Genomic DNA, 21,474 nt, shown 5'->3' with positions numbered 1-21,474 from the left:
CTATTTCTGCATCTTGAGATAATAGTCCGCAGAATGTTTCCCTGAACCGTAGAACAAAAAGAAAATACAGACCAGCAAGGTTATGGTGGCCAATACCAGATTGTTCGTGTTCATTACACCCAAGAAATTGGTTAACACGGCTCCCAAGAGAATTGGGATTTGCGCCAGGGCGGCCCATCGGGTAAGTAAACCAACTACGATTAAAAATCCACCTACAAAATGGGCAGGGGCAATATAGTGCAGTAAGATCATGCCCCCGGGCATTTCCTGAAAGGGTCTAACTACCTCCGCCATTTGCTCATGATTGGTCATGAATTCAACGCCTTTCATAAAAAGAAAAACGCCTAAGGCTACTCGAATAAGATCTAAGGGGTAATAGGTATGGGCATTGGCCCATTTGTTCAATCTTTTAATGGTTCCCATGGCTCTATAATTTATGATGACATCTTTAAGGTACTCATTTTTAATGGGATGTGAAAATTAACGGAGCCAAGAAAGCGACCTATTGACTGGTTAGGTCCAGTTCCATTTGAATGTCACTTCGCTGGTAAGGTGAGGAGGCACCTACAATTTCGGTAAAGCCCAATTTTTGGTATAGCTGCAAGGCGGGCTTAAGGATGCGGTTGCTTTCCAGATATAGTTTTTTGCATCCAAGGGCTTTGGCTTTATCTATAATGTGCAAACCCAACAATTTGCCAATGCCTTTGCCCTGAGCCTTTGGGGAAACGCCCATTTTGGCCAGCTCAAAATCAAAGTCGTCACGTGTGCTGGGAATCAAGGCGCATACACCAACAGCTTCTCCATTTAACAAAGCCACCCCAATGTAACCGCCTTTGTCCAGAATATAAGCTTGGGGATTATTTAAGGAAATACGGTCCATTTCCTCCATTTTAAAGTATTTAATGATCCATTCTTCGTTAAGTGCCTTAAAAGCAGACGTATAGGCTTCCGAGAATTCTACAATTTCAATGATTTCATCCATAAACATTCCAAGGTATAAACAAGGTTTAGATAAAATTACAGCGAAATAATAGAATCAATCCTATTCGGAAAGAGATATCACCACAGAATATTTCAGTAATTCGCTCGTTATTAACCTGTTGAGCGTTTAATTATCGTGTAAACCATGCATTTGAACGAGTAAATTGGTTTTTTATCGAGTTAATACGTAATATTACAATTAAGTTAATAGTAAAACTCTTACAAGTATCCCAAATCTTGCTATGAGACCAAACAAAAAACACGCACCTGGGCTCCCCAGGATCTTTAACCTACAAACACCATTTGGCTATGGATGTAAAATTACCCCTATTCTCCAAAGGCAGCTATTCATTTCCCCTTAATTGGATATTTCCGTTCCTGATACCTTGTTTGCTTTGCGGCACGCTTAGCGCTCAGGATGGCAACCCTTATGTGAGTTACGATGTGCCATTTCAGAATTTGTTGAAGTTCAATCGCTTTTTGATCAACCCGACATTTTCTGCAGTTCGTGAAGATAAATCCTATGTAAACTTGTTTCATAGAAGTCAAGGAGCAGAGTTTAACGATAACAACCAAAACTACTTTTTGAGCTATAGTGGCCGAATCAACGATCGTGTTGGTTTGGGTGTTAGTCTGTATAACCAGCAGGAAGGAGTGATTTCCAATTTGGGGATTATGGCCAATTACGCCCATGGCATACAATTGGGACAAAAGAGCAACCTGAGTTTTGGTGTCAACATTCCATACTATGTAAGCAGTTTTGATCCCGATCGAGCGGTAGCTTTGGATGACGACCCCATCCTTAATGATGCCACCCAGAACTCGATTATCTCATTTCAACCAGGATTAAATCTCTCTTTGGGAAAATTTGATTTTGGGGTGTTTGCCCAAAATTTGGTGGATTATAACATCAGAACAGGTAAGTCTTTAAGTGAGTTCAACGAAAAGACCTTTTCGAGCCATATCCAATTTGCCCATAGCTTTAGGAACGGTGCTGGAATTTTTGAAGATGGTCGCCTGTTGCCTTTGGCCAGAGCCAGATTTGAGGCAAACCAAGACCCAATTTTTGGAGGAGGATTGATTTTGGACCTTCCCAAATTGGGATGGCTCCAAGGGGGATATGATCAATTGTATGGAGCTTCAGCAGGAACGGGTTTTAACTTGAATCGTCGACTTTCTTTTGGCTATAATTTTGAAAAGAACCTCAATAGAAACCTGACACATTTGGGCGTTACCCATGAAGTTTCCATTGCCTTCTCCTTTGTTCCAACCATGTCTAGAAACGTGCTGCTGGCCGATTCGCAACCAGAACAAAAACCCATTGAAGGAACTTTTGTGGCCGACATCAAGGAAAGCAAAAAGAAACGCAAGGACAAGTTGGAAGCCAAAACTACTTTGCGTCCAACCAATAAGGAAGACTTAGCATTTTGGGAAGCCAAGGTAAAGGAATTAAAGGAGCAACAAGCGGACAATTATGCCATCATAAATGAACTGATCTTTAAGATGGACTCTCTGGAAAATAACAGGCAACGCGATTTGGAAATGCGTTTTGAAATGGTCATGCGCATGGTAAAGCGACAGACAGAAAACAAGAGGCCAGACATTGAGGCCATGGCCGAGACGCTCTATCTTGCGAAAAACACAGAATTGGATTCTTTGGCCAATACCATGGAAAATACCACCCTCGCCGTAAATATTGAAAAACCAAAGGAAGTTGCAAAACCCAAACGAACTTTCACTGGAGGCGCTTACAAACCCATAGAGAAATTTATAAGCTTGGATGGGGTAGGCAAGGGCCATTATATTGTTGCCAATGTGTTCAAGAACGAAGGCTATTTAAAGAGCTTCATGGCCGATCTTAAAAAACGGGGATTGGATGCCAAATACTTCAAAAACCCGGATAACGGACTTAATTATGTTTACTTGGCCAAGTATGAACAAGACGAAAAGGCCTATGCCGCTTATCAATCCCAAATGAAGGGAAAATATAAGGATGAGCTATGGATTATGCATGTGGACAACCCACGTTATTCCAATTGGGCGGATACCAAGTTTATGGACAACGAATAGGTCAATTGTTCGCCATATGATCTGCTATGTATTGACTTCCAGGGTCTTGCCTTTCCGATAACTCGGCAACAATCTTTGGATGATCGTGAGGTCGCGTTTGGGAAAGCTTATACGCTGCCTGAATATCGGTGATTTCAATCTGAAAAGCTACAATACCATTCACTTGGCGAAGTGTCTTTGGAGATAGGTCGTTCAAGGAGAGTGGTTTTTTTGAGCCCTTCTCATATTTGTCTACTAATTTATGTAGGGATGCCATGGTTTCGTCCTTGTTCAAGATTTTGACTTTTCCGTATACATGGACCGCAATATAGTTCCAAGTGGGAACCTCTTCTTCCTGATACCAAGAAGAGGATACATAAGCATGTGGCCCGTTGAAAATGCAAAGCACTTCGGTATTGGATTCAAAGGACTTCCATTGCGGATTAGCCTTGGAAATATGGCTCACCAAAACATCCTTGCCCTCTTCTGATCTATCCAATTCCAGCGGGATGTGGGTGGCCCATGGTTTTCCATCCACTTGGTTGACCAGGATTCCAAAGCTGTTATGATTTAAAAAATCCTTGATTTCCTCGAGGTTTTCGTTCTTATAGTAGTGGGGTATGTACATTTTAAGTCAGGTATTCAGTTATAAAGTGCCCAACAAATGAGCAATTCGATTTCATAAGCAAGTTACATTTCTGAATCAAACTTTAAAACAAAAAAAGCGAGACAATCCCGCTTTTTATTATTCCCGAATCTTCTTTTGTGATTAGTTGCTGGGCGTTCCGTCCTCAACTACTTTCTCCAACTGAAAGTCTTGTATGGTTTTGTTGGCTGCGGCAATTTCCACATCCAAGGTATCACTGTTCATATAGCCTTCCAAAGCAGCGAACACTTGGTAAGTACCTGCCTCCAATCCCATGATGGTATATTTTCCTTCTGAATCTGTGAAACCAGAAGTGTTCAAAGTATCCGCAGCCATCACCGAGATTTGGGCACCTTCCAAGAATACATCGGCATCGTTTTCCATGGACGATATCAATCCGGTAAGGGTTCCAGCTGTTGACAGATTACATGCTTTGATTACGGGTTTGAAGTTAAAACCGTGAATGCCTTCAACGGATTTTGTATTCCCCTTGGCCACGAAGGAACGACTGACATCAAAGTCCAACAACAAATCAGCAGAAAGACCACCAACCACAGTGATACTTGGTTTCACAAAGACTTTAATCCCAGTTTGTTCTCCGCTAGGTACTTTTAAATCAAATGTTCTTCCATCAGTGAGGACTACATTTACGCCTTTTACATAAACACGAACCAAATCGTATGTTCCAACCGGCACTTCAACGTTGGCCAACATTTCAGTGGTGCCATTGGTCAGTTCCAATAGATTGATCTCAATTTCTTCTTCCATAAGGGTAATAAAAGGAGAGCCATCGGTGTTCTCTTCATCACTGTCATCATTATCGTCAGTTTCCTCATCATCATCCACCTTTCTCACTTCAACTTTGAAAACGGTTACATTGGCTTCAGCCACCATTTCAAATGGAAATGGTGCATCTGTTAATTGAAGGGTTATTCTACCCGTGCCATTGGCATACGGATTGGTTTCACTTTCGCAGCTTACCATCAGAAGGGTAAACATCAAAATTGCCAGGAAATAAAGCTTAGTGTTCATATTTGTGGGGTTAAAATTACGCAACGTATTGAAAATTAGCTCTTAGTGCTAACTTCAAAGATGCCAAGAGTATCGCAATTTCCTTGGGAATCGGAACAAATTTCGATGAACTACCACCACTTTGTCTCCAATTCCTACAAAATCGCAAGAAATAGGTGTAGGCTAATGAATAAGACACAAAAAAGTAGGAGCATTTACATGCCCCTACTCCATTACTTCTATGGCCTACTGGCGATCGGCGGCTTGCACTGAACCGTCGGTACCACTAAGATCGGGCCTAAAGGCCCAAAGCTCTTGAACATCGGAATGTGTAGTATCCCCAAAAGCTTTTAAAAACTCCATAAAAGTACCTTCCCCGTGAACTTCTTCGTACCACTGGGGAAATTTATCCTCTTGGGCCATCCAAGAACTACTGTCAAAAAAGTTGACCCAGGCCATGTCCTGACCATCCGTATTGCTTAGTTCATTAAAATAAACGCCCCATTGCGAATCGGCATCTTTGGTTTTGAATACTTTGGTAACCTTATCCAAAAGTCCCATAAATTCTCGGCCTTTAAAACGTTTGATGTCCAACATGAATACCGCTAAGTTTTTAAGCTTAAAATCCTTGGTAAAATTGGATCGGTCCGTATCAAACTTCCAATAGGTCACAGTGGCATCCGATAGGGCATGGGCTGCCACGTTTGCATTCCAGTCGTCATTGTGGCCATTTTCGTTACCTGGGGCATTATCCATGGAACTCCAGGGATTGGGCCCCATACTCCAGACATATTTGCCGAAGTTTTTGCCACTCATTACAAAAAACACATTGGCTTGGAAGGCTCCATCAGAATGGAACTTTTTGTTGTGGGCTGCCAATCCCGCCTCAAATTCAGAGATTTTTTCCGGGTTGGCCGTGAGCATAAGATTGGTGAACATGCCATACTCCTGAACTTCCTGGGCGGATACCATAAAAGGTAAAAGCAGGGCAATTAAAATCAATTTTTTCATTGTGTGTTGGTTTATGTTAGTATAATTATTCTGATTCTTTCGCCTCTTCCTCAGCTGCTTTGGCCGCAGCAGCAATTTTCTGCATTGCTAGAACAGCTTCGGTTGGATCCCAATACCCAAATTCCCGTACAATTTTTCCATCAACAAAACGATAGGTCAAGTGTACAGGTATCTTTAATTCTTGGCCGTTGGCAGCAATTGTACCCTGCCATTCCAACCAGCAATTGACCCAGGTTTCACCATCATCCGTGACCACCATTTCAAACTCCTGTCCTTTTTCGGCAAACCCTCGACTTGAATAGTTGGGGTCGTTTTCCTTGTGAAAATCCATTGTCTCTGAAGGGGACATTAAATCAGAGGAATTGTAGCGTGTTTTTGATGTATCGGCATACATACTTGTATCATAGCTTTTGCTATCATAGTTGGACAATAGTTGTTTTACAGTGTCAATCTCAGCTGAGGACTGTGTATACCTGACTGGTCCTTGGTTGCAGGATACGAATAGGGCGATAGCACAGCCCAATGCAAATAGTTTTTTCATTGTTGTTGATTTTAGTTAATAGAGACCTAGCGACTATCGCTAGGGTATTGGATTTTTACTTAGGGGAATAAGCAAGGTCCGGCCTCATTTTTCCGGTAACCTCCTCCATTTTGGTCACGTGTTGCATGACTTTCCCATAGATGGCCTGGGCTTCTGGCCCCAACAATTTTTCATTGGCATCACCCATCATTTCATAGCTTACCCCATCTTTGGCTGCAATGGCCACCATGTAAAAGCTTCCCATGGTTCCGAAACCGCTTCGGTATACCCTGTAATGCGTTTTGGAACCTTTGTCTTCATACATCTTTTTCACGGCTTGCATTCCTTCTTTCATGCCTTTCATACCAGCAGGCGTTGTGTGTAGATAGTAGAAACGACGGTAATCCTGTCCCTCCGGGGTTTGCGTAATCCCGTCGGGCATATAGGAGAGACTCTTATCCAAGATGATGACATAGTCTCCATGGGCATCGTAGCATTTGCCCATGTCATCAAATAAGGTGTCAAAGGCTTCTTCGCCCATTTTATCCCGTAGGGTACCAAATCCTTTATTGGCCTTAGAGATGTCCGAAAGGGAATCGATGGGAGATACAAAGAGATATCTAAAATCATCGGATTGGGTGGAAATCCAAGCTAAAGTTTGAATGTTGTGCTTTTTGCACTGATCCGTAAACTCCTTGCTTACTTTTTCATACTCCATGACCATGGAGGGCTTAACGCGGTCCTCATGGACCCAATAGGCCTGCGTGGTTTTTTCCTGGGCTAGAGCCAAACCGGAAAATGCGAATGCGGCCAATGCCACAAACAGCTTTTTTTGTAGTGTTTTCATAAGGTTGAAATTAAATGTTGCTATTATGTTGAATTAGTCTCGAAGAATGAAAAGCTACAACTTGCACAATTTCAACCAGCATGTGTCCACCTATACAATTGCAAGTAAGGGTCTGCTTATAAAGGGGAACGGAAGGAAAAAGGGGGACGAGTAAATGTTAAATTCCCAACTCTTTAATATAGTAAAAATCTGGTAATGAATGGCTTAAATAGAGAATAAATTGAGGATTCTTGGTCAAAAGAGACAAAAAAGAACTGTTTTTCCTACGGTTGGAATACTAATTTATCCCGAATAGTCCAGTGGAAGTATAAAGAATTGTAGCACAAAAAATCCCAAGGCCAAAAGAGAGCTTTGCACCTTGGGATTTGCACCAACCAAAAAACTACTCAAACGTAAAAGTGTCCTCTACCATTTGGGTAACCCTGAAATACCCGTAAGGGGCATTGCTGGAATCATCCAGGTTTATACAGTTTCCAACAAGCGCAACCGGGGTTGCACTAAATGGATCACCTGCGCTGTCAAATTGTTCAATGAGCAATTGCATATAGTTATAATAATCCTCGGATACACCCAAAAGCTTAATGTCCACAATATCCCCTGGTTCAAACTCCCTAATGTTGTTGCTCTCATCCTCTGTCTTTTCGTAATAGAAAGTGGCTTCATTGCCATCTATAAATTCGTCCTTGATATCGAACAGCTCTGGGAGCACATCGTTTCTGCTTTGAAAACGTAGGTAATAATAGTTCTCTATGCCTTCGGGATCCTGAAAGGAAACATTGACCTCCAATGCTTCATCATCCTCACCATCCTCTTTGGACTGAAACACTTCGGAGATATCGGAGACTGGGAACAAGGTTTCCGTTCCGGTATAGCGTTCCCCATTGTGCGTAATATTCAGCGTATATGAATTTTCAAGAATTGGGACAAAGTTGGTAGTGGTGTATCTACCATCATTTTGGTCCTCAAAATTGAAGATGGTCCCAGTATCATTATTGGTAACCGTTACCAGTGCCCCAGTTACAGGGGATGGCGTTTGATTGTCATAAAAGGCAGTGGAGTTGCTCAACAGAATGGTCTGCTCGTTACCCGCAGTTCCTTTTTCCCAATCCAGGGATGCTTCAATGGTCAACCGGATAGGACCTTCCGGCACATCCACTTTAACAACATCCGTGCAGGACGCCGTCAATGTTACCAATGCACTCAATGCAATTATATAATAGGATTTCATTTTGTTAGAATTTAAAGTTATAGGTTACGGAAGGCACTATGCCAAAGATGGCTGTTCGGGTTGCTTCATTGGCCCCGGTCTCCACATTTTGACCAAAGGAGATGGAAGCCGCGTTCTTTCGGTTAAAAACATTGTAAATACCAAAGACCCACTCACCCTTCCAACGCTTATCTGGCCTTTTATTGGGTCTGTAAGTGGCCGAAACATCCAGTCGGTAATAATCGGGTAATCTGTCCGCATTTCGTTGGGAATAATTGGCAATGGAAATACCTTCATAAATGTATTGCCCATTAGGATAGGTTACCGGTCTTCCGGTTTGGTAAATGGCATTGGCTCCAAAACTCCATTTATCATTGCATCGGTAGGCTCCTGTTACCGAAATGTCATGCGTTCTGTCAAAAGGGGTATTGTACCAGTCCCCATTGTTGATACCGGGCCCACCTGCGCTGCCGCCAAACGTTCTTTGTTCGGATTTGGAAAGCGTGTAAGAAATCCATCCGGTTAAATCCCCCTCATTTTTTCGCATTAGCAACTCCAGTCCATAGGCGCGGGATTCTCCATTTAAAATTTCAGTTTCTATGGTATTGTTTCCAATCAAATCGGATCCATCTATGTAGTCTATTCTGTTGTCCACGGTTTTGTAATAGACTTCTGCCTCCAACGAATACATCTTATCCTTAAAGTTTCGGAAGTATCCCAATGCATATTGATCCGATAATTGTGGTTTGACGTATTTTCCACTAGGCGTCCACACGTCCAATGGAGTTACCGATGAGGTGTTGGAAAGTAAGTGGATATACTGCGCTGCTCTGGAATATCCAAGCTTTACAGAGGAATAATCATTTAGCTGATATGCCAATGAAGCTCGCGGTTCCAAATTGGAGAATGTTTTGATGCTTTCGCCCTTATCAAAGCTAATCTCATCAATAGGGTCCATACGCTGATATATTCGCAGGGTGTTGTTATAGACCAAAGGTTGGTCATTGGCATACAGGGACAATTTTTGCCCGCCCATTCGGTTAAAATGGCTAAACCTAACCCCATATTGGGCCGTTAACCTATCCGTAAGTTTATGTTCTGCATTAACGTAAGCGGCGCTTTCCAGTGCGGCTTTTTGCTCCAATTGTAATTCATTAATGGCGGAATCAGGTCCTTTAGGTTTGATTTGCCCAGGATCAAATTCGTATTTGAGGGTACTTACCCCAAAATCCAATTTAAAGGCATCGCTGAAATAGTATTTGAGATCATACTTGGCATTGTAATTTTTGATGGAGGATATCCAATCAAAGGAAAAATCGTCAATGGACAGCTCATAGTCGTACTTACTGTAAATAAGGGACAGGTTAGAGAAAAGTCGGTCGTTGAAAATGTGGTTCCATCTTAGGTTTCCAGATGCATTGCCGTAGCTACTGCTGAATGAACCTCCAAATTCAAAAACGTCCCGTCCAAAATAACCAGAAAGGAACAACTTGTCATTTTCGCTGAGGTTGTAATTGGTTTTGAGGTTGAGGTCATAAAAACTCACGCTGTTTTGCTCCCCAGCCAGCTTTAAAAACAAATGGGCATAAGAACCACGGCCTGCAACGAGGAAAGAGCCCCTGTCGTTGAACATAGGTCCTTCCGCGGCCAATCTGCTGGAAATAGCCCCAATACCACCCGTTAGCGCAAAGTTCTTGCTATTACCATCTTTTTGGCGCACATCAAGAACAGACGATACCCTCCCACCAAATTTAGCTGGGATTCCTCCTTTATACAATTTAAGGTCTTTGACTGCATCCGCATTGAAAACGGAGAAAAAGCCCAACATATGCGAGGTGTTATAGATAATGGCCTCGTCCAACAATACCAAGTTTTGATCCACTGCACCTCCTCTAACATGGAAACCACTGGAACCTTCACCGTTGTTGGTAACCCCAGGTAAAATCTGCAAGGATTTAATAACATCCACCTCGCCCAAAACAACGGGCATCTGCTTTACCGTTTTAATATTGAGCTTGGATACGCTCATTTCAGGTTTTCTAAGTATGGCCCTTTCGGGTTCTTCGGCTGTTACCTCCACCTCGTCCAATTGAGTAGAGAATTCTTCAATTTCCATGTCCATTTTTAAATTCTGGTTCAATTGGATGGGCATGGAAATTTCTTTGTACCCCATATGGGAGAACACCAAGGTGTAGTCTCCAGCTGGAGCGGTTAAGGAATAGAAGCCATATTCATTGGTAATGGCACCAATGGTGGTCCCTTCCAAAAAAATGGATGTACCAAACAGGGTCTCCCCATTGATTTTGTCGGTTACATTCCCGCTAATAGTAAAATTTTGCTGTGCTTGGATGGTGAGACCGCCCATTAAAAGACATAGTCCGGTCCATAACCAGGGCAGCCTAAGCCTTCCGGTTTTTTGTTTCATGTTTTTTGATTTAATGAATTATGAAAATCCCTTTTTTAGGATTTGTTTGCCTTAAGGACAGGGGTGGATAGGAAAGGGTTGCATCAAGGAAATGTTAAATGTTGGATTTTTCGACTTTACAATTCTTTTAGTTGGGTATCTGTTTGATTTTAAATTGAATAGAGCTTTTTCTTGTTGTGATTTTTTGCAACCCCTAGATTTTGAAAATAAAAAAAGCCCCAAAAAGGAGCTTTAAATATTTAATTGCTTGCTAAGGTTAATTGCATTTTGGGGGAAGGTATCTATGCGTATTGGAACCCACCCCATAAAAGGCTCCATTAGCCATCAGAATTATCTGCTCAACAATAGAACCATTGGGCATTCTTGATTTAACAGCTCCTTTATAAACAGTATACATGTGGACTCCTGTCACTTCATGATATTTTTCATATTTATCAACGTATCCGCAAGAAAATGGCGTTTCTTTCCAATTGGATCTAGCAGCTTCCTTTTTAGCCAATGCCAAAATTGATTTGGAATAGCTATTAACTACACCAGTAGTAGGGCCATAATTGTTTTCGCCACTATTGCAAAAAGCTTTCCAACTATTTTCGGTAATATTGACCTTGATCGGCCCAGATTCTGCAAGTAATACTTCCAGCGGAAATTTCTCCTCACCTTCACCCGCTTCTGTATTTATCACATTGTAATTGACAATGTATTTTTTAAACTCTACGATGTGTTCCCCATAACTGGGATTTTTGGCAAAAATTCCTTCAAAACCTTCCCTATAGGCATCTTGGGCAGCGCCGTTGGGGTCGAAACCTTTTTCCCGATAACTTGTGGCGTTGGTGACTATTTCAACATCTTCCGGTTTTGTACATCTCAAAAGATCTTGTCCCACCTCCTCACCATCAAAGAAAATCCGGGTTCTGATGGCAGTACCTATCTCCCCAGCAGGAGGGTAACCCGTTAAGGCCAAGTGTTTCATAGGGACTTTGTTCTTGTCCATGATTACGCGTACCCAAAATCCTTGACCCAGTTCGAAAGAAGTAGTCAATGGAACAACTGGAGCGCCTTCCTTACCTCCAACTTTTCCATTTTTGTAAATGGGCCCTTGGGTTGAGATTACAATTTTGCCCAAATTGTCTTTCACAAAAGGATCTAAATTTTCCTTTTCCAACCGCTCTTGGGCACGTTGATCCATGGCTTGTTCCAACACTTCCTTGGTTTTGGTGTTGCTAAAGAGTATTATGGCCACAGGTTTTTGGTCTTGAATGACCGCCATCTGATAATATGGAATGTTTCCAGATTCATCTTTATGGGGAAGAATTACTCCCTGGCCAAGTCCTTCTATATCAAAAGCGACCGCTTCAGGATTGTCTTCCGTTGCTTTTTGAACCAAATGGCCCTCCAAGTTTCCCAAGGGTCCATTGAGCTTGATAAGTTGCTTATTTGTGAACTTTTCAAATTCCATAGCACCAAATTCCACGGTTTCCCAAACCCCAGTTGTGTTATAGGTTCCTACCGCAATAAACGCAGCATCAGCTTTCTTACCTTCAATAAGGTCTTTGACTTCTTGTACTTCACTTTCCAATTTGGATTTGTCACAAGAAGGATCTCGTGTTTCAATCTTTGGAATCCACTGTTCTTCCACACGCTTGACAACTCCTTTCATATCAGCAATCGAAAGTGGTTCAGCGTTAGGGTCGGGTTTCCTTATTCTGTCCAAATCCTTTCTGGCAAGTTTAAAATACGATTCCGTGTTTTTACAGGCTGCTTCACCGCCTCCTGATACCGATGGTATGGCGGGGGAATTTTGACCAACGGTTGGCGTACTTGTTGAATCCCCTGTTGTTCGTGTTTTGACCGAAGGTGCCGTGGCCCCATCTGTTTTGGGTAGTTTCCCCGTTTTTTTGGTGTTGCTAACAACCTTTTTAGCCTTCCGCTCTTCGGTTTTAACCTTATTGGATACTTTTTTGCCCAATTTTCCCAACTGGGCTTGGGCATTTGGGATACTTCCTGCAGCTAGGAAAAGCATAAATAGGATGAATGATAGTTTTTTCATTGGATGCATGATTTTGATTAAGGAAGAATATTAGGTGTAAATTTTTAGATATAAGCCGCACATTTGACGGATAGGGTGTTTGGGTTTATGAAACCCCCTTTTGAATGGACGGAACAGATTTTGCATAGACGAATTTGGTGTTCGTATGGGTGACGATGTCGTTCAGCTAAGAATCAAATGAATACCCAAAAAGTTTGGTTAAATTCAAGCCGAATAACACAAAAACTTGATAATGAAACGACTTTTGCCGATACTGATCATGACCATTTTATTTGCATCATGCGCTGAGCAACCCAAGATTCCCGTGTATGCTTGGCTTGGGGGACCTGGAGATGCAACCGATGCGGAAATTACGGCTGAATTCAAAGATCTTAAAGCCAAGGGAATTGACGGACTTATGTACAATGGGGGGCATGATCCTGCTACGTACAAGAGAGTGGGCAAACTGGCCAAAGCTGAGGGAATGGAATTCCACACATGGATTCCTACCATGGTACAGGGTAAAAATCCCAAGTTAAAAAAGGAATGGTATGCCATTAACGGTAATGGGGAATCCGCTTTTGATAAACCTGCCTATGTTTCGCACTACACCTTTTTATGTCCCAACAAAGAAGGGGTCTACAACTTTTTGGCCGATTTATATGGAAGCGTAGCAGAAGTAGAGGAAGTTGATGGAATTCATTTGGATTACATCCGGTTTCCCGATGTGATTTTGGCCCGCGGCCTGTGGGACAAATATGGATTGGTCATGGATCGGGAGTTCCCGCAATTTGACTACTGCTATTGTGATCAATGTACTTCCGATTTCAAGGAAAAATCCGGAATCGATATAAAGGAAGTGGAAGATCCTTCCCAGGTAACTGAATGGCTCCAATATCGCTACGACTTGATTACTAGCATGGTCAACAGACTTACAGAGGTAGTACATTCCAAGGATAAAAAAATCAATGCAGCGGTATTTCCTGGACCGTCCATTTCTAAAAAACTGGTGCGACAAGAGTGGAACAACTGGAATCTGGACGCCATTTATCCCATGAATTACAATGATTTTTATTTAGAGGGCCCGGAATGGGTCGGTGAAATGACCAAGGAGGAAGTAGCCGCCGCAAAAAATGGGGCACCAGTGTACAGCGGTCTCTTTATTTGTCCAAAACCTGAAAAGAAGGGCAGCGAAAAGGATCCGGAAAACCATGGATTGCTTCCAGAGGAAATTGGAACGGCCATTGCTACTTCCATGCAAAATGGTGCGGCCGGGATATGCCTTTTTACCCCACGGCGAATGACAGATGCCCATTGGGAGGCTTTTGAAGAAGCCATCCATCAAGATTACAGCCAACGTTAGTTTTCATATTTTCAATTGGTATGCCCGATAGTTTGCTGAGCTATCGGGTTTTTTATTCCAACTTACAATCCATCCCCTGATTCATACAATTCAGTCATTCTTTTTGTGCTTCAAAAGGACTTAGATCCAATTTTGGGGTGTAAATCATAAAAACGAAAAGTGATGAAATCAGCAATCTTAAGCTTTGGAATGATACTCTGTATGGTCTTCATTGGTTCTGCACAGTCCACTGCCACATTAAAGGTGCAGATACAAGACATTGAAAGTGATGAGGGAATGCTTCGGGTTGGGCTATACGACTCGGCCCAGAATTGGTTGGAAAAAACCTTCAAAAGCAAAAGCAGCACCATTGTGGATGGCAAATGCGAGCTTGTTTTCGATGATGTTCCCTATGGAGAGTATGGTATTTCCGTGTATCATGATGAAAACAACAATGGTAAAATGGACAAATACCTCGGATTTTATCCGAAGGAAAATTATGCCTGTAGTAATCAGGCTCCGGCCAAATATGGCCCTCCGGAGTGGAAAGATGCCAAGTTCACCATCAATCAAAAAACGAATCAGCAACTTATAAAACTATAAAACCATGAAAAAGATTTTAGTACTACTTGTCATTTGTGTAACCAGTGTGGCAACCGCCCAAGATCGGTATACCAACGGAATGCAAAAAGCATTTCAGCTTTGGGGCGAACAAAAACCCACGGAAGCCTCCAATCTTTTTGAACGGATTGCCATGGCGGAACAGGACAATTGGATCCCCCATTATTATGTGGCCCATGTCAATACCATCCACTCATTTGGGGAGAAAGATTTTGAAAAACTGTCCAAGCAGTTGGAAAAGGCAAAGGAGTTTTTGGATTTGGCAAAGGCCATTTCCCCAGACAATCCTGAACTGATAGTTCTGGAAGCCCTGATCAATACGGCTTGGATTGCTTATGATGGTGCCACCTATGGCATGACGCTTTCTGGAAAGAACTTTCAATTATATGAGCAAGCATTGGCCATGGCTCCTCAAAACCCTCGCGTTGTGCTGTCCAAAGCAGAATGGGATATGGGAAGTGCCAAATATTTTGGCAAAGATGTAACCCCCTATTGTAAAGACGTGGAAAAGTCCTTGGAACTTTTTGCTAATTTTAGCAATGATACGCCTTTTTATCCTTCTTGGGGTAAGGATCGGGCAGAGGTTGTTCTTAATCAATGTGGTGAATGAAAATATCATTACAATATATCGGCAAGTTATTGGCCACGGCCATATTGATCGGGTTGATCATTGCCGGAATATTTATTGGCCTTAGGGCACTTTCGGGAGGGTCGGTATCTTTTGATATTGACCTTTTACGCGAGATAGGATACTACATATTCTATTCCATTGTCCTAAGCTTGCTTAATGGGGTTTACTATGATTATCTGAACCACAAAGTGGTATGGAAACGCTACGCAAAATACCGCTTGATTATAGGGGCACTAGGCAGCGTGGTTCTCACTATGCTTGGAATTTTCTGGATCAGAATCGTAATCAATATTGGTTTTGAAGGCAAAGACTGGGAGGATTTCATTGCAGGTGAAAGGGCCATTTATTATGTGGTAGCTCTATTAATTACGATTGTCATTTCCGTCTTTTTCCACGCCTTTTATTTCTATAGGAATTGGCAGGAAAAAAGGGTCAAAGAGCAGAAAATTATTGCAGGAACGGCTTCTGCGCGCTTCGATGCACTAAAAAATCAGTTGGATCCCCATTTTCTATTTAACAGCTTAAATGTGTTGACCAGCCTAATTGAGGAAGATCCTTCCCAGGCCCAAAAATTCACCACATCGCTTTCCAAAGTATATCGATATGTTTTGGAGCAAAAGAACAAGGATTTGGTGACGGTGGACGAGGAACTCAACTTTGCCCGTACCTATGTTAGGTTGCTTAAGATGCGATTTGAAGACAGTATAGTTTTCGATATTCCGGAGAAGAGCGGTGTTCCAGAAGCTAAAATTGTTCCATTGTCCTTGCAGTTACTATTGGAAAATGCGGTGAAGCACAATGTGGTCACGGCGGCCAAGCCCTTGCATATCAAAGTTGAAGAAAAGGCGGGAAACTTGGTTGTAAGTAATAATCTCCAGGAAAAACAGGTCGTTAAAAAAAGCAGTGGGGTGGGACTTCAGAACATTAAGCAGCGCTATAGTATCTTAACGGACAGAGCGGTGGAAATTGGAAAAACCAAATCCAAATTTAGTGTTGCCTTACCCATGCTCACCCAAAACATTAGCGTAAAAGAAACTCAGCAGAGTTATATTGCCGAAAAACGCTATATAAAAGCAAAAGAACGGGTAAAGGCCATTAAGGACTTCTATTCCAACCTTACGGCCTATTGCATTGTTATACCCTTCCTGTGGTGGCTCAATTTCAGGACTACGGATTTTTTATGGGCCTTTTTCCCAACACTGGGCTGGGGTTTTGGACTCTTAATGCACGGAATGGAAGCTTTTGGAACAAATCCGCTTTGGGGCAAGCGCTGGGAAGAACGAAAGATCAGGGAACTTATGGAGAAAGAGGATTTTTAAGATAAAAGTCCAAAATCTAATGTCTTGATTCTTGGGTCTCACATCTCATATCTCACATCTCACGTCTCATATCTCATATCTCATATCTCACATCTCATGTCCAACCCCAACAACAACTCATCCCGCTTAATTAACAATTGACTCCTTCTCTTTTTTTACCCTAACTGTTTGTTCCGAATTTTGAAGTGTAATTCAAAACAAGATGAACATCAATACAAAACAAATGGAAAACTATAGAGATTTTAAATACGAGAGAGCCAAGGAACGAGTCAAAGAATTAAAAGGTTTTTACAGCAGTTTAATCAGCTACTGTATTGTGATCCCCATATTGGCGTATGTCAATTACTACACCACAAGTTTTCCCTGGGTGCTTTTTCCAGCTTTAGGTTGGGGGATAGGCCTTATCGCTCAGTGGATGAATGCCAGCGGATACCATCCTATATTGGGAAAAAACTGGGAAGAGCGAAAAATTAAGGAGTACATGAACAGCAACGAATTCTAACGAATCCTTATCTTTAAAAACCTTGCTAAACACTGGACAACATGGACAATTTCAATAAAGAGAACAAGTATATCAGGGCAAAGGAACGGGTGGAGGAGCTTAAAAAATTCTATGGTAACCTAGGGTCCTATGTTGTTGTTGTCTCTATTCTGGCCCTTATTAATTACCTAACCATCGGATTTGGTTATATGTGGTTTTTATGGGTAGCATTTGGATGGGGGATTGGTGTTTTCTTCCACGCACTCAAAACCTTTGACCTTAATCCCTTTTTTGGGAGAAAATGGGAAGAGCGAAAAATAAAACAGTTGATGGAAGATGAGGAAAGTAAAAATAAATGGAGATAATCATGGAACAATTTGATCAAGAAAAATATAAAAGAGCTAAAAAGAAGATTGAGGAACTCAAGGGGTTTTACATTCATTTGGCCGTTTACGTTATCATCAACACCTTTATTTTGGTGAATATCTATTTGCACACGGATGACTTTTGGCAATGGCCGCACTTTGTAACCTTATTCGGTTGGGGAATCGGTCTGGGATTCCATGCTTCCAAAGTTTTTGGTTTCAATCTGTTGTTTGGAAAGGATTGGGAGGAAAAACAGATTCAAAAGTATATTGAGGAGGACGAAAAGGAAATGGACAAGTACCGCTAATGGAACCAGAAGTTGCAAAATATGGGAAGGCCCAGAAAAAGGCTAGGAAAATCAGGGGTTTTTATACCCATGTTTTTGTGTTCCTTTTGTTCAATGCCATATTATGGATTGTAAAGGCGGATACCAGTCGCATGATCATAGAGGCAACCGGTATTCAGGAAGTGGGCTTTGCCAATTATCTGCATTGGCAATTTTGGACCATTACCTTGAGTTGGGCCGCAATTATACTTATTCAAGGCCTAACCTTGTTCGGTAGACCGTTGATAGCGAAATGGGAGCGGCGAAAAATGCAAGAGTTTATGAACAAAGAAAATAATGGTATCCACGAACACTAACTGATAATGGCTATAATGAACGTAATTATTATTGAGGATGAAAAACCGGCCGCAAGAAGATTAAGCCGTCTACTTTCAGATTTGGATGTGCATGTCTCCATGATGCTCCATTCGGTGGAAGAATCCATTGAGTGGTTTCAGAACAATCCCCATCCCGATTTGATTTTTTTGGACATCCAACTTTCAGATGGTTTGTCCTTTGAAATTTTTGAAATTGTGGAGGTGAAAAGTGCCATCATTTTCACCACAGCTTATGACGAATATGCCCTCCAAGCTTTCAAGTTGAACAGCATAGATTATTTATTAAAACCGATTGATGATGAGGAGCTGGAAAGTGCCATAAAAAAGTACCAAAATTTTAAGCCTGGAAACCAGAAAATTTCGGTCGATTTTAACGACATAAAAAAGCTATTGGTAAACCCTCTGGAAAGAGAGTACAAAAAAAGGTTTACGGTAAAAGTTGGACAACATCTGAAGATCATCAATGCCGATGAGGTGGAATGCTTTTACAGTGAAAATAAAGGAACCTATGCGGCCACGTCCGAGGGAAGAAATTATTTATTGGACACCACCTTGGAAAATTTGGAAGAAGAGCTTTCGCCCCAAATGTTTTTTAGGGTAAGCCGAAAGTTTTATGTGAACGTAAATCACATCAATGATATCATTTCTTACACCAATTCAAGGCTCCAAATCAAGCTAAATCGGTATAATGAGCAAGAAATTATAGTGAGCAGGGAGCGTGTAAAAGACTTTAAGTTATGGTTGGAGTAGAGGCTGGTAAGAATCTGAATTTCAAAAATATAAATCCTTTAAAAAATCACCATAAATTTTCTTTATAGTGCGTTTTCGGCCTTCAAACAGGCTAACTCTCCTCAATTCTGTTGTCATCAAAGGCGGAAGGAAGTAATTTAGGAATCAATTTAATGAAAATGGGTAAAAGAACCGCTCCTCCGGGCAACATAAAAATGGCCAAGGAAGGCACACTTTTAAAAACATCCAGCAGCTGATTCTGAACTTTTTTCTTTTCATCTGGACTTAATTCCTTAACCGCAGATTTGGATAATAGGGTCACCAATTCCTTACTTTCAGCAAGTTCTTTTTTTAACCTTTTGCTATTTCTCAGAATTAATTTACTGACGTTTTTGGACATTCCATCATAGAATTGCAAGGCCAAATTTTTGTCGTTTAAATAGGGAACTTTGTCCCTGTTTTTTTCAAAGAAATCCTTCACATTTTCCAAAGCCAATTTCACCTCATTTTCGGTCTTTTCCAAGTCGGTTCCCAAACCAAAAATATAGTCCGATTCTGTGTAGTTCAATGTCTGGTCTTCCCAGATGGTCAAGCAGGCCATATCCAAAAAATATTGGCGCTCTTCAGGAGTAAAATTGGAGCGTAATAAATCCCGATAAGTACCATCAAAATTTGCACTGTTCAGATCCACATAGGTCAGTGAAGAGGCCAAAAGCTGCATCAATTTGGCATCCTTTTCATCGGTTTCCTTGGAATTTAAAGTTTGGTATGCAATATTCATGATTACATATTCCAACTTTTGGGCATGCTCCATAATTGGGGAATGGCCTTTGAGGTAAACCCTAAAAATAAGAATGTCTACATAAAGAAGTGAATTGGTCAAACTGTTCCCAAGAGCCCTGTTAAATGCATTTCCCCCCAAGTAGATTCGGGAATCCAACAATTTTTCAAGCTGGTTTTCCGTGTGGCCCCCGGCCAAAATCTTGTTTAGAAATGAAATTTTTCCAACTTCAAGTGATTGGTAATAGGCAAAAACGGTGTTCACAAAGAGGTCAAACTCCACCTCTCCTTTCTCCAACCTAAAGGTATAGTAGAGTGCGGTCAACAGGTTGATTTTGGCTATTTCATCTTCCGTGAGCTCATGCTGGACGGGAATAAAATTGGAAATCCCAAGATGGATGCCATAGATAAAACCGTTCTTTTTCAGTTCCAGGTACAAACTTTCAAAGTCAGCAAAGTGTAGGCGCTCTTTTTGGACAAGATGTCCAAACTTATTGATCCATCCGGAAGCAGAAGGGTTCATTGGGCAAAGATTTACCATTCAAAATAAAGGAAATTATAGCACTTAGGATAGTCCCATTTTTGTTTTGCAACAAATTTGACGCTTTAGGTAAAAACTTTTAGGGCGTATGCTTTGGTTTTACTGGGGGTTTGGTGTCCAATGATAAAGGTCATATTCCTTGAAGTATTCCAACCCTAGTTTTGACCAAAATTAAAATCAAAAAACATGGGAAAAAAAGGAATTTTTGTTTTGGCAATACTAATGGCTATGATAACCAATGTATGGGCGCAGGATATACCTAGCAATAATGATACCAGCAAGTGGCAGTTTCGTTTAAGGGGAATTGTTGTGACTCCGGATGAAAGTGCGGATATTGAGACTATTGGTGGGGATGCCTCCATATCCACGGCCGTAGTTCCAGAATTTGATATCTCTTATTTTTTCAATGAAAACTGGTCCTTGGAATTGATTTTGGCCACTACCAAACACGATGTAGAGGCCGTTGGAACAGCTGCCGGTGATTTGGATTTGGGGCATGTTTGGTTACTTCCTCCAACCTTGACCGGACAATACCACTTTACAGGAGGGGATTTTGTTCCTTATGTGGGAGCGGGTTTAAACCTCACATTGTTTTATGGTGTTGATGAGGGCCCTGTTGCCGATGACGTGGACTATGACACCAGCATTGGATATGCCTTACAGGGCGGATTTGACTATATGCTCAACGATAAATGGTTCTTAAACCTGGATGTGAAGAAACTTTTTCTAAATACCGATGCAACCGTGAATGCTACCACCGCTCTGGGTGCCACTGTAGGTGCCGATGTGGATATCAACCCCTGGATTATTGGATTTGGGGTGGGGGTAAAGTTATAAGAACCAGTATTGGTTTTTAGGTTTATTTTGATGGTGGGAACGGCTTGCTTTAGCAAGCCGTTCCTTTTTTAAGTTAGTTTATGCCCTCAACATATTTAATGGGCCTGACTTCTACCCGCCAAATACCCTCTTCAAATCTTGGGTCTTGTTTGGCAATGGAGACAGCTTCTTCCATGTCTTTGGCCAATAGGTGGTAATAACCTGAAATAATTTCCTTGGTCTCGTTGTAGGGACCGTCTATAATCTGCCCATTTTGGTAGGATAGCATGGTACCTTCCATTTCCAAAGGTTGAGCCGATTTCATCCTACCTTCCTCTGTGAGCCGTTGCAGATATCCCCCCACTTTTTCAATGTGCTGTTGCATTTGTTCTGGGGACAAATTGGCCTTGGGCGATTCTTCACTTCGGATAAGCAATAAAAATTCTCTCATGATTTTCTTGT

At 41.6% G+C, this 21,474-nt stretch carries 23 protein-coding genes; 11 read left to right on the top strand and 12 right to left on the bottom strand.

Annotated elements, in window-relative coordinates:
- Complete coding sequence (locus ACO6S0_RS10800; protein ID WP_422348393.1) at positions 1-423, bottom strand: DoxX family protein; 423 nt, start codon at positions 421-423, stop codon at positions 1-3.
- A gap of 79 nt (positions 424-502) precedes the next feature.
- A complete protein-coding gene (locus ACO6S0_RS10795) occupies positions 503-982 on the bottom strand; it encodes a GNAT family N-acetyltransferase (RefSeq protein WP_422348392.1) in 480 nt (159 codons plus the stop codon).
- 308 nt (positions 983-1,290) lie between these two features.
- Here ACO6S0_RS10795 and ACO6S0_RS10790 point away from each other — a divergent pair, with 308 nt between their 5' ends.
- Positions 1,291-3,051 (top strand): type IX secretion system membrane protein PorP/SprF, encoded by a 1,761-nt coding sequence (locus tag ACO6S0_RS10790; RefSeq protein WP_422348391.1) that lies wholly within the window; start codon positions 1,291-1,293, stop codon positions 3,049-3,051.
- A 1-nt stretch (position 3,052) separates the two neighbouring features.
- On the opposite strand, the gene ACO6S0_RS10785 is transcribed toward ACO6S0_RS10790, so the two are convergent.
- The 8 genes from ACO6S0_RS10785 to ACO6S0_RS10750 form a co-directional block, all read right to left on the bottom strand.
- Complete coding sequence (locus ACO6S0_RS10785) at positions 3,053-3,658, bottom strand: FMN-binding negative transcriptional regulator (protein WP_422348390.1); 606 nt, start codon at positions 3,656-3,658, stop codon at positions 3,053-3,055.
- A 141-nt stretch (positions 3,659-3,799) separates the two neighbouring features.
- Positions 3,800-4,708, bottom strand: coding sequence for a DUF4382 domain-containing protein (locus tag ACO6S0_RS10780; RefSeq protein ID WP_422348389.1), 909 nt, complete (start codon positions 4,706-4,708; stop codon positions 3,800-3,802).
- Positions 4,709-4,933: 225 nt separating this feature from the next.
- Positions 4,934-5,698 carry a hypothetical protein gene (locus ACO6S0_RS10775; protein ID WP_422348388.1) on the bottom strand — a complete coding sequence of 255 codons (765 nt, stop codon included), beginning with the start codon at positions 5,696-5,698 and terminating at the stop codon, positions 4,934-4,936.
- Positions 5,699-5,723: 25 nt separating this feature from the next.
- On the bottom strand, positions 5,724-6,239 hold the full coding sequence (locus ACO6S0_RS10770) for a nuclear transport factor 2 family protein (RefSeq protein WP_422348387.1): 516 nt from the start codon (positions 6,237-6,239) through the stop codon (positions 5,724-5,726).
- A 55-nt stretch (positions 6,240-6,294) separates the two neighbouring features.
- Positions 6,295-7,065 (bottom strand): hypothetical protein, encoded by a 771-nt coding sequence (locus ACO6S0_RS10765; protein WP_422348386.1) that lies wholly within the window; start codon positions 7,063-7,065, stop codon positions 6,295-6,297.
- 382 nt (positions 7,066-7,447) lie between these two features.
- Positions 7,448-8,293, bottom strand: coding sequence for a DUF4249 family protein (locus ACO6S0_RS10760; protein ID WP_422348385.1), 846 nt, complete (start codon positions 8,291-8,293; stop codon positions 7,448-7,450).
- Positions 8,294-8,297: 4 nt separating this feature from the next.
- Complete coding sequence (locus ACO6S0_RS10755) at positions 8,298-10,697, bottom strand: TonB-dependent receptor (RefSeq protein ID WP_422348384.1); 2,400 nt, start codon at positions 10,695-10,697, stop codon at positions 8,298-8,300.
- Positions 10,698-10,953: 256 nt separating this feature from the next.
- Complete coding sequence (locus ACO6S0_RS10750) at positions 10,954-12,744, bottom strand: hypothetical protein (protein WP_422348383.1); 1,791 nt, start codon at positions 12,742-12,744, stop codon at positions 10,954-10,956.
- Positions 12,745-12,976: 232 nt separating this feature from the next.
- On the opposite strand from ACO6S0_RS10750, the gene ACO6S0_RS10745 reads away from it, so the two are divergent.
- The 9 genes from ACO6S0_RS10745 to ACO6S0_RS10705 all read left to right on the top strand — a co-directional run bounded on the left by ACO6S0_RS10745 (position 12,977) and on the right by ACO6S0_RS10705 (position 18,896).
- Positions 12,977-14,086: a hypothetical protein gene (locus ACO6S0_RS10745; RefSeq protein ID WP_422348382.1), complete on the top strand. Its 1,110-nt coding sequence runs from the start codon at positions 12,977-12,979 to the stop codon at positions 14,084-14,086.
- Positions 14,087-14,248: 162 nt separating this feature from the next.
- A complete protein-coding gene (locus tag ACO6S0_RS10740; protein ID WP_422348381.1) occupies positions 14,249-14,668 on the top strand; it encodes a DUF2141 domain-containing protein in 420 nt (139 codons plus the stop codon).
- A 4-nt stretch (positions 14,669-14,672) separates the two neighbouring features.
- Positions 14,673-15,296 (top strand): tetratricopeptide repeat protein, encoded by a 624-nt coding sequence (locus ACO6S0_RS10735; protein WP_422348380.1) that lies wholly within the window; start codon positions 14,673-14,675, stop codon positions 15,294-15,296.
- Positions 15,293-16,636 carry a 2TM domain-containing protein gene (locus ACO6S0_RS10730; RefSeq protein WP_422348379.1) on the top strand — a complete coding sequence of 448 codons (1,344 nt, stop codon included), beginning with the start codon at positions 15,293-15,295 and terminating at the stop codon, positions 16,634-16,636. Before ACO6S0_RS10735 ends, ACO6S0_RS10730 begins: the two co-directional genes overlap by 4 nt.
- 223 nt (positions 16,637-16,859) lie before the next feature.
- Positions 16,860-17,138 carry a 2TM domain-containing protein gene (locus tag ACO6S0_RS10725; protein ID WP_422348378.1) on the top strand — a complete coding sequence of 93 codons (279 nt, stop codon included), beginning with the start codon at positions 16,860-16,862 and terminating at the stop codon, positions 17,136-17,138.
- A gap of 41 nt (positions 17,139-17,179) precedes the next feature.
- Complete coding sequence (locus ACO6S0_RS10720; protein WP_422348377.1) at positions 17,180-17,482, top strand: 2TM domain-containing protein; 303 nt, start codon at positions 17,180-17,182, stop codon at positions 17,480-17,482.
- A 2-nt stretch (positions 17,483-17,484) separates the two neighbouring features.
- Positions 17,485-17,790, top strand: coding sequence for a 2TM domain-containing protein (locus tag ACO6S0_RS10715; protein ID WP_422348376.1), 306 nt, complete (start codon positions 17,485-17,487; stop codon positions 17,788-17,790).
- Positions 17,790-18,125, top strand: coding sequence for a 2TM domain-containing protein (locus tag ACO6S0_RS10710; protein WP_422348375.1), 336 nt, complete (start codon positions 17,790-17,792; stop codon positions 18,123-18,125). Before ACO6S0_RS10715 ends, ACO6S0_RS10710 begins: the two co-directional genes overlap by 1 nt.
- Positions 18,126-18,140: 15 nt before the next feature.
- The gene (locus ACO6S0_RS10705; protein WP_422348374.1) at positions 18,141-18,896 is read left to right on the top strand and encodes a LytR/AlgR family response regulator transcription factor; all 756 of its coding nucleotides are present in this window, start codon (positions 18,141-18,143) and stop codon (positions 18,894-18,896) included.
- A gap of 91 nt (positions 18,897-18,987) precedes the next feature.
- Here ACO6S0_RS10705 and ACO6S0_RS10700 read toward each other — a convergent pair whose 3' ends face one another.
- Positions 18,988-20,178 carry an LETM1-related biofilm-associated protein gene (locus ACO6S0_RS10700; protein ID WP_422348373.1) on the bottom strand — a complete coding sequence of 397 codons (1,191 nt, stop codon included), beginning with the start codon at positions 20,176-20,178 and terminating at the stop codon, positions 18,988-18,990.
- A 204-nt stretch (positions 20,179-20,382) separates the two neighbouring features.
- Here ACO6S0_RS10700 and ACO6S0_RS10695 point away from each other — a divergent pair, with 204 nt between their 5' ends.
- Entirely contained in the window at positions 20,383-21,033 is a 651-nt protein-coding gene (locus ACO6S0_RS10695) for an OmpW/AlkL family protein (RefSeq protein ID WP_422348372.1), read from the top strand.
- 73 nt (positions 21,034-21,106) lie between these two features.
- Here the strand turns inward: ACO6S0_RS10695 and ACO6S0_RS10690 are convergent, their stop codons facing one another.
- On the bottom strand, positions 21,107-21,463 hold the full coding sequence (locus ACO6S0_RS10690) for a YciI family protein (protein WP_422348371.1): 357 nt from the start codon (positions 21,461-21,463) through the stop codon (positions 21,107-21,109).
- Between the last annotated feature and the right edge of the window lie 11 nt (positions 21,464-21,474).

This window comes from Flagellimonas sp., from assembly GCF_965233845.1.
Lineage (GTDB): Bacteria > Bacteroidota > Bacteroidia > Flavobacteriales > Flavobacteriaceae > Flagellimonas.
Note: the sequence above shows the minus strand (reverse complement) of the source record. Positions and strands in the feature narration are given on the sequence as shown.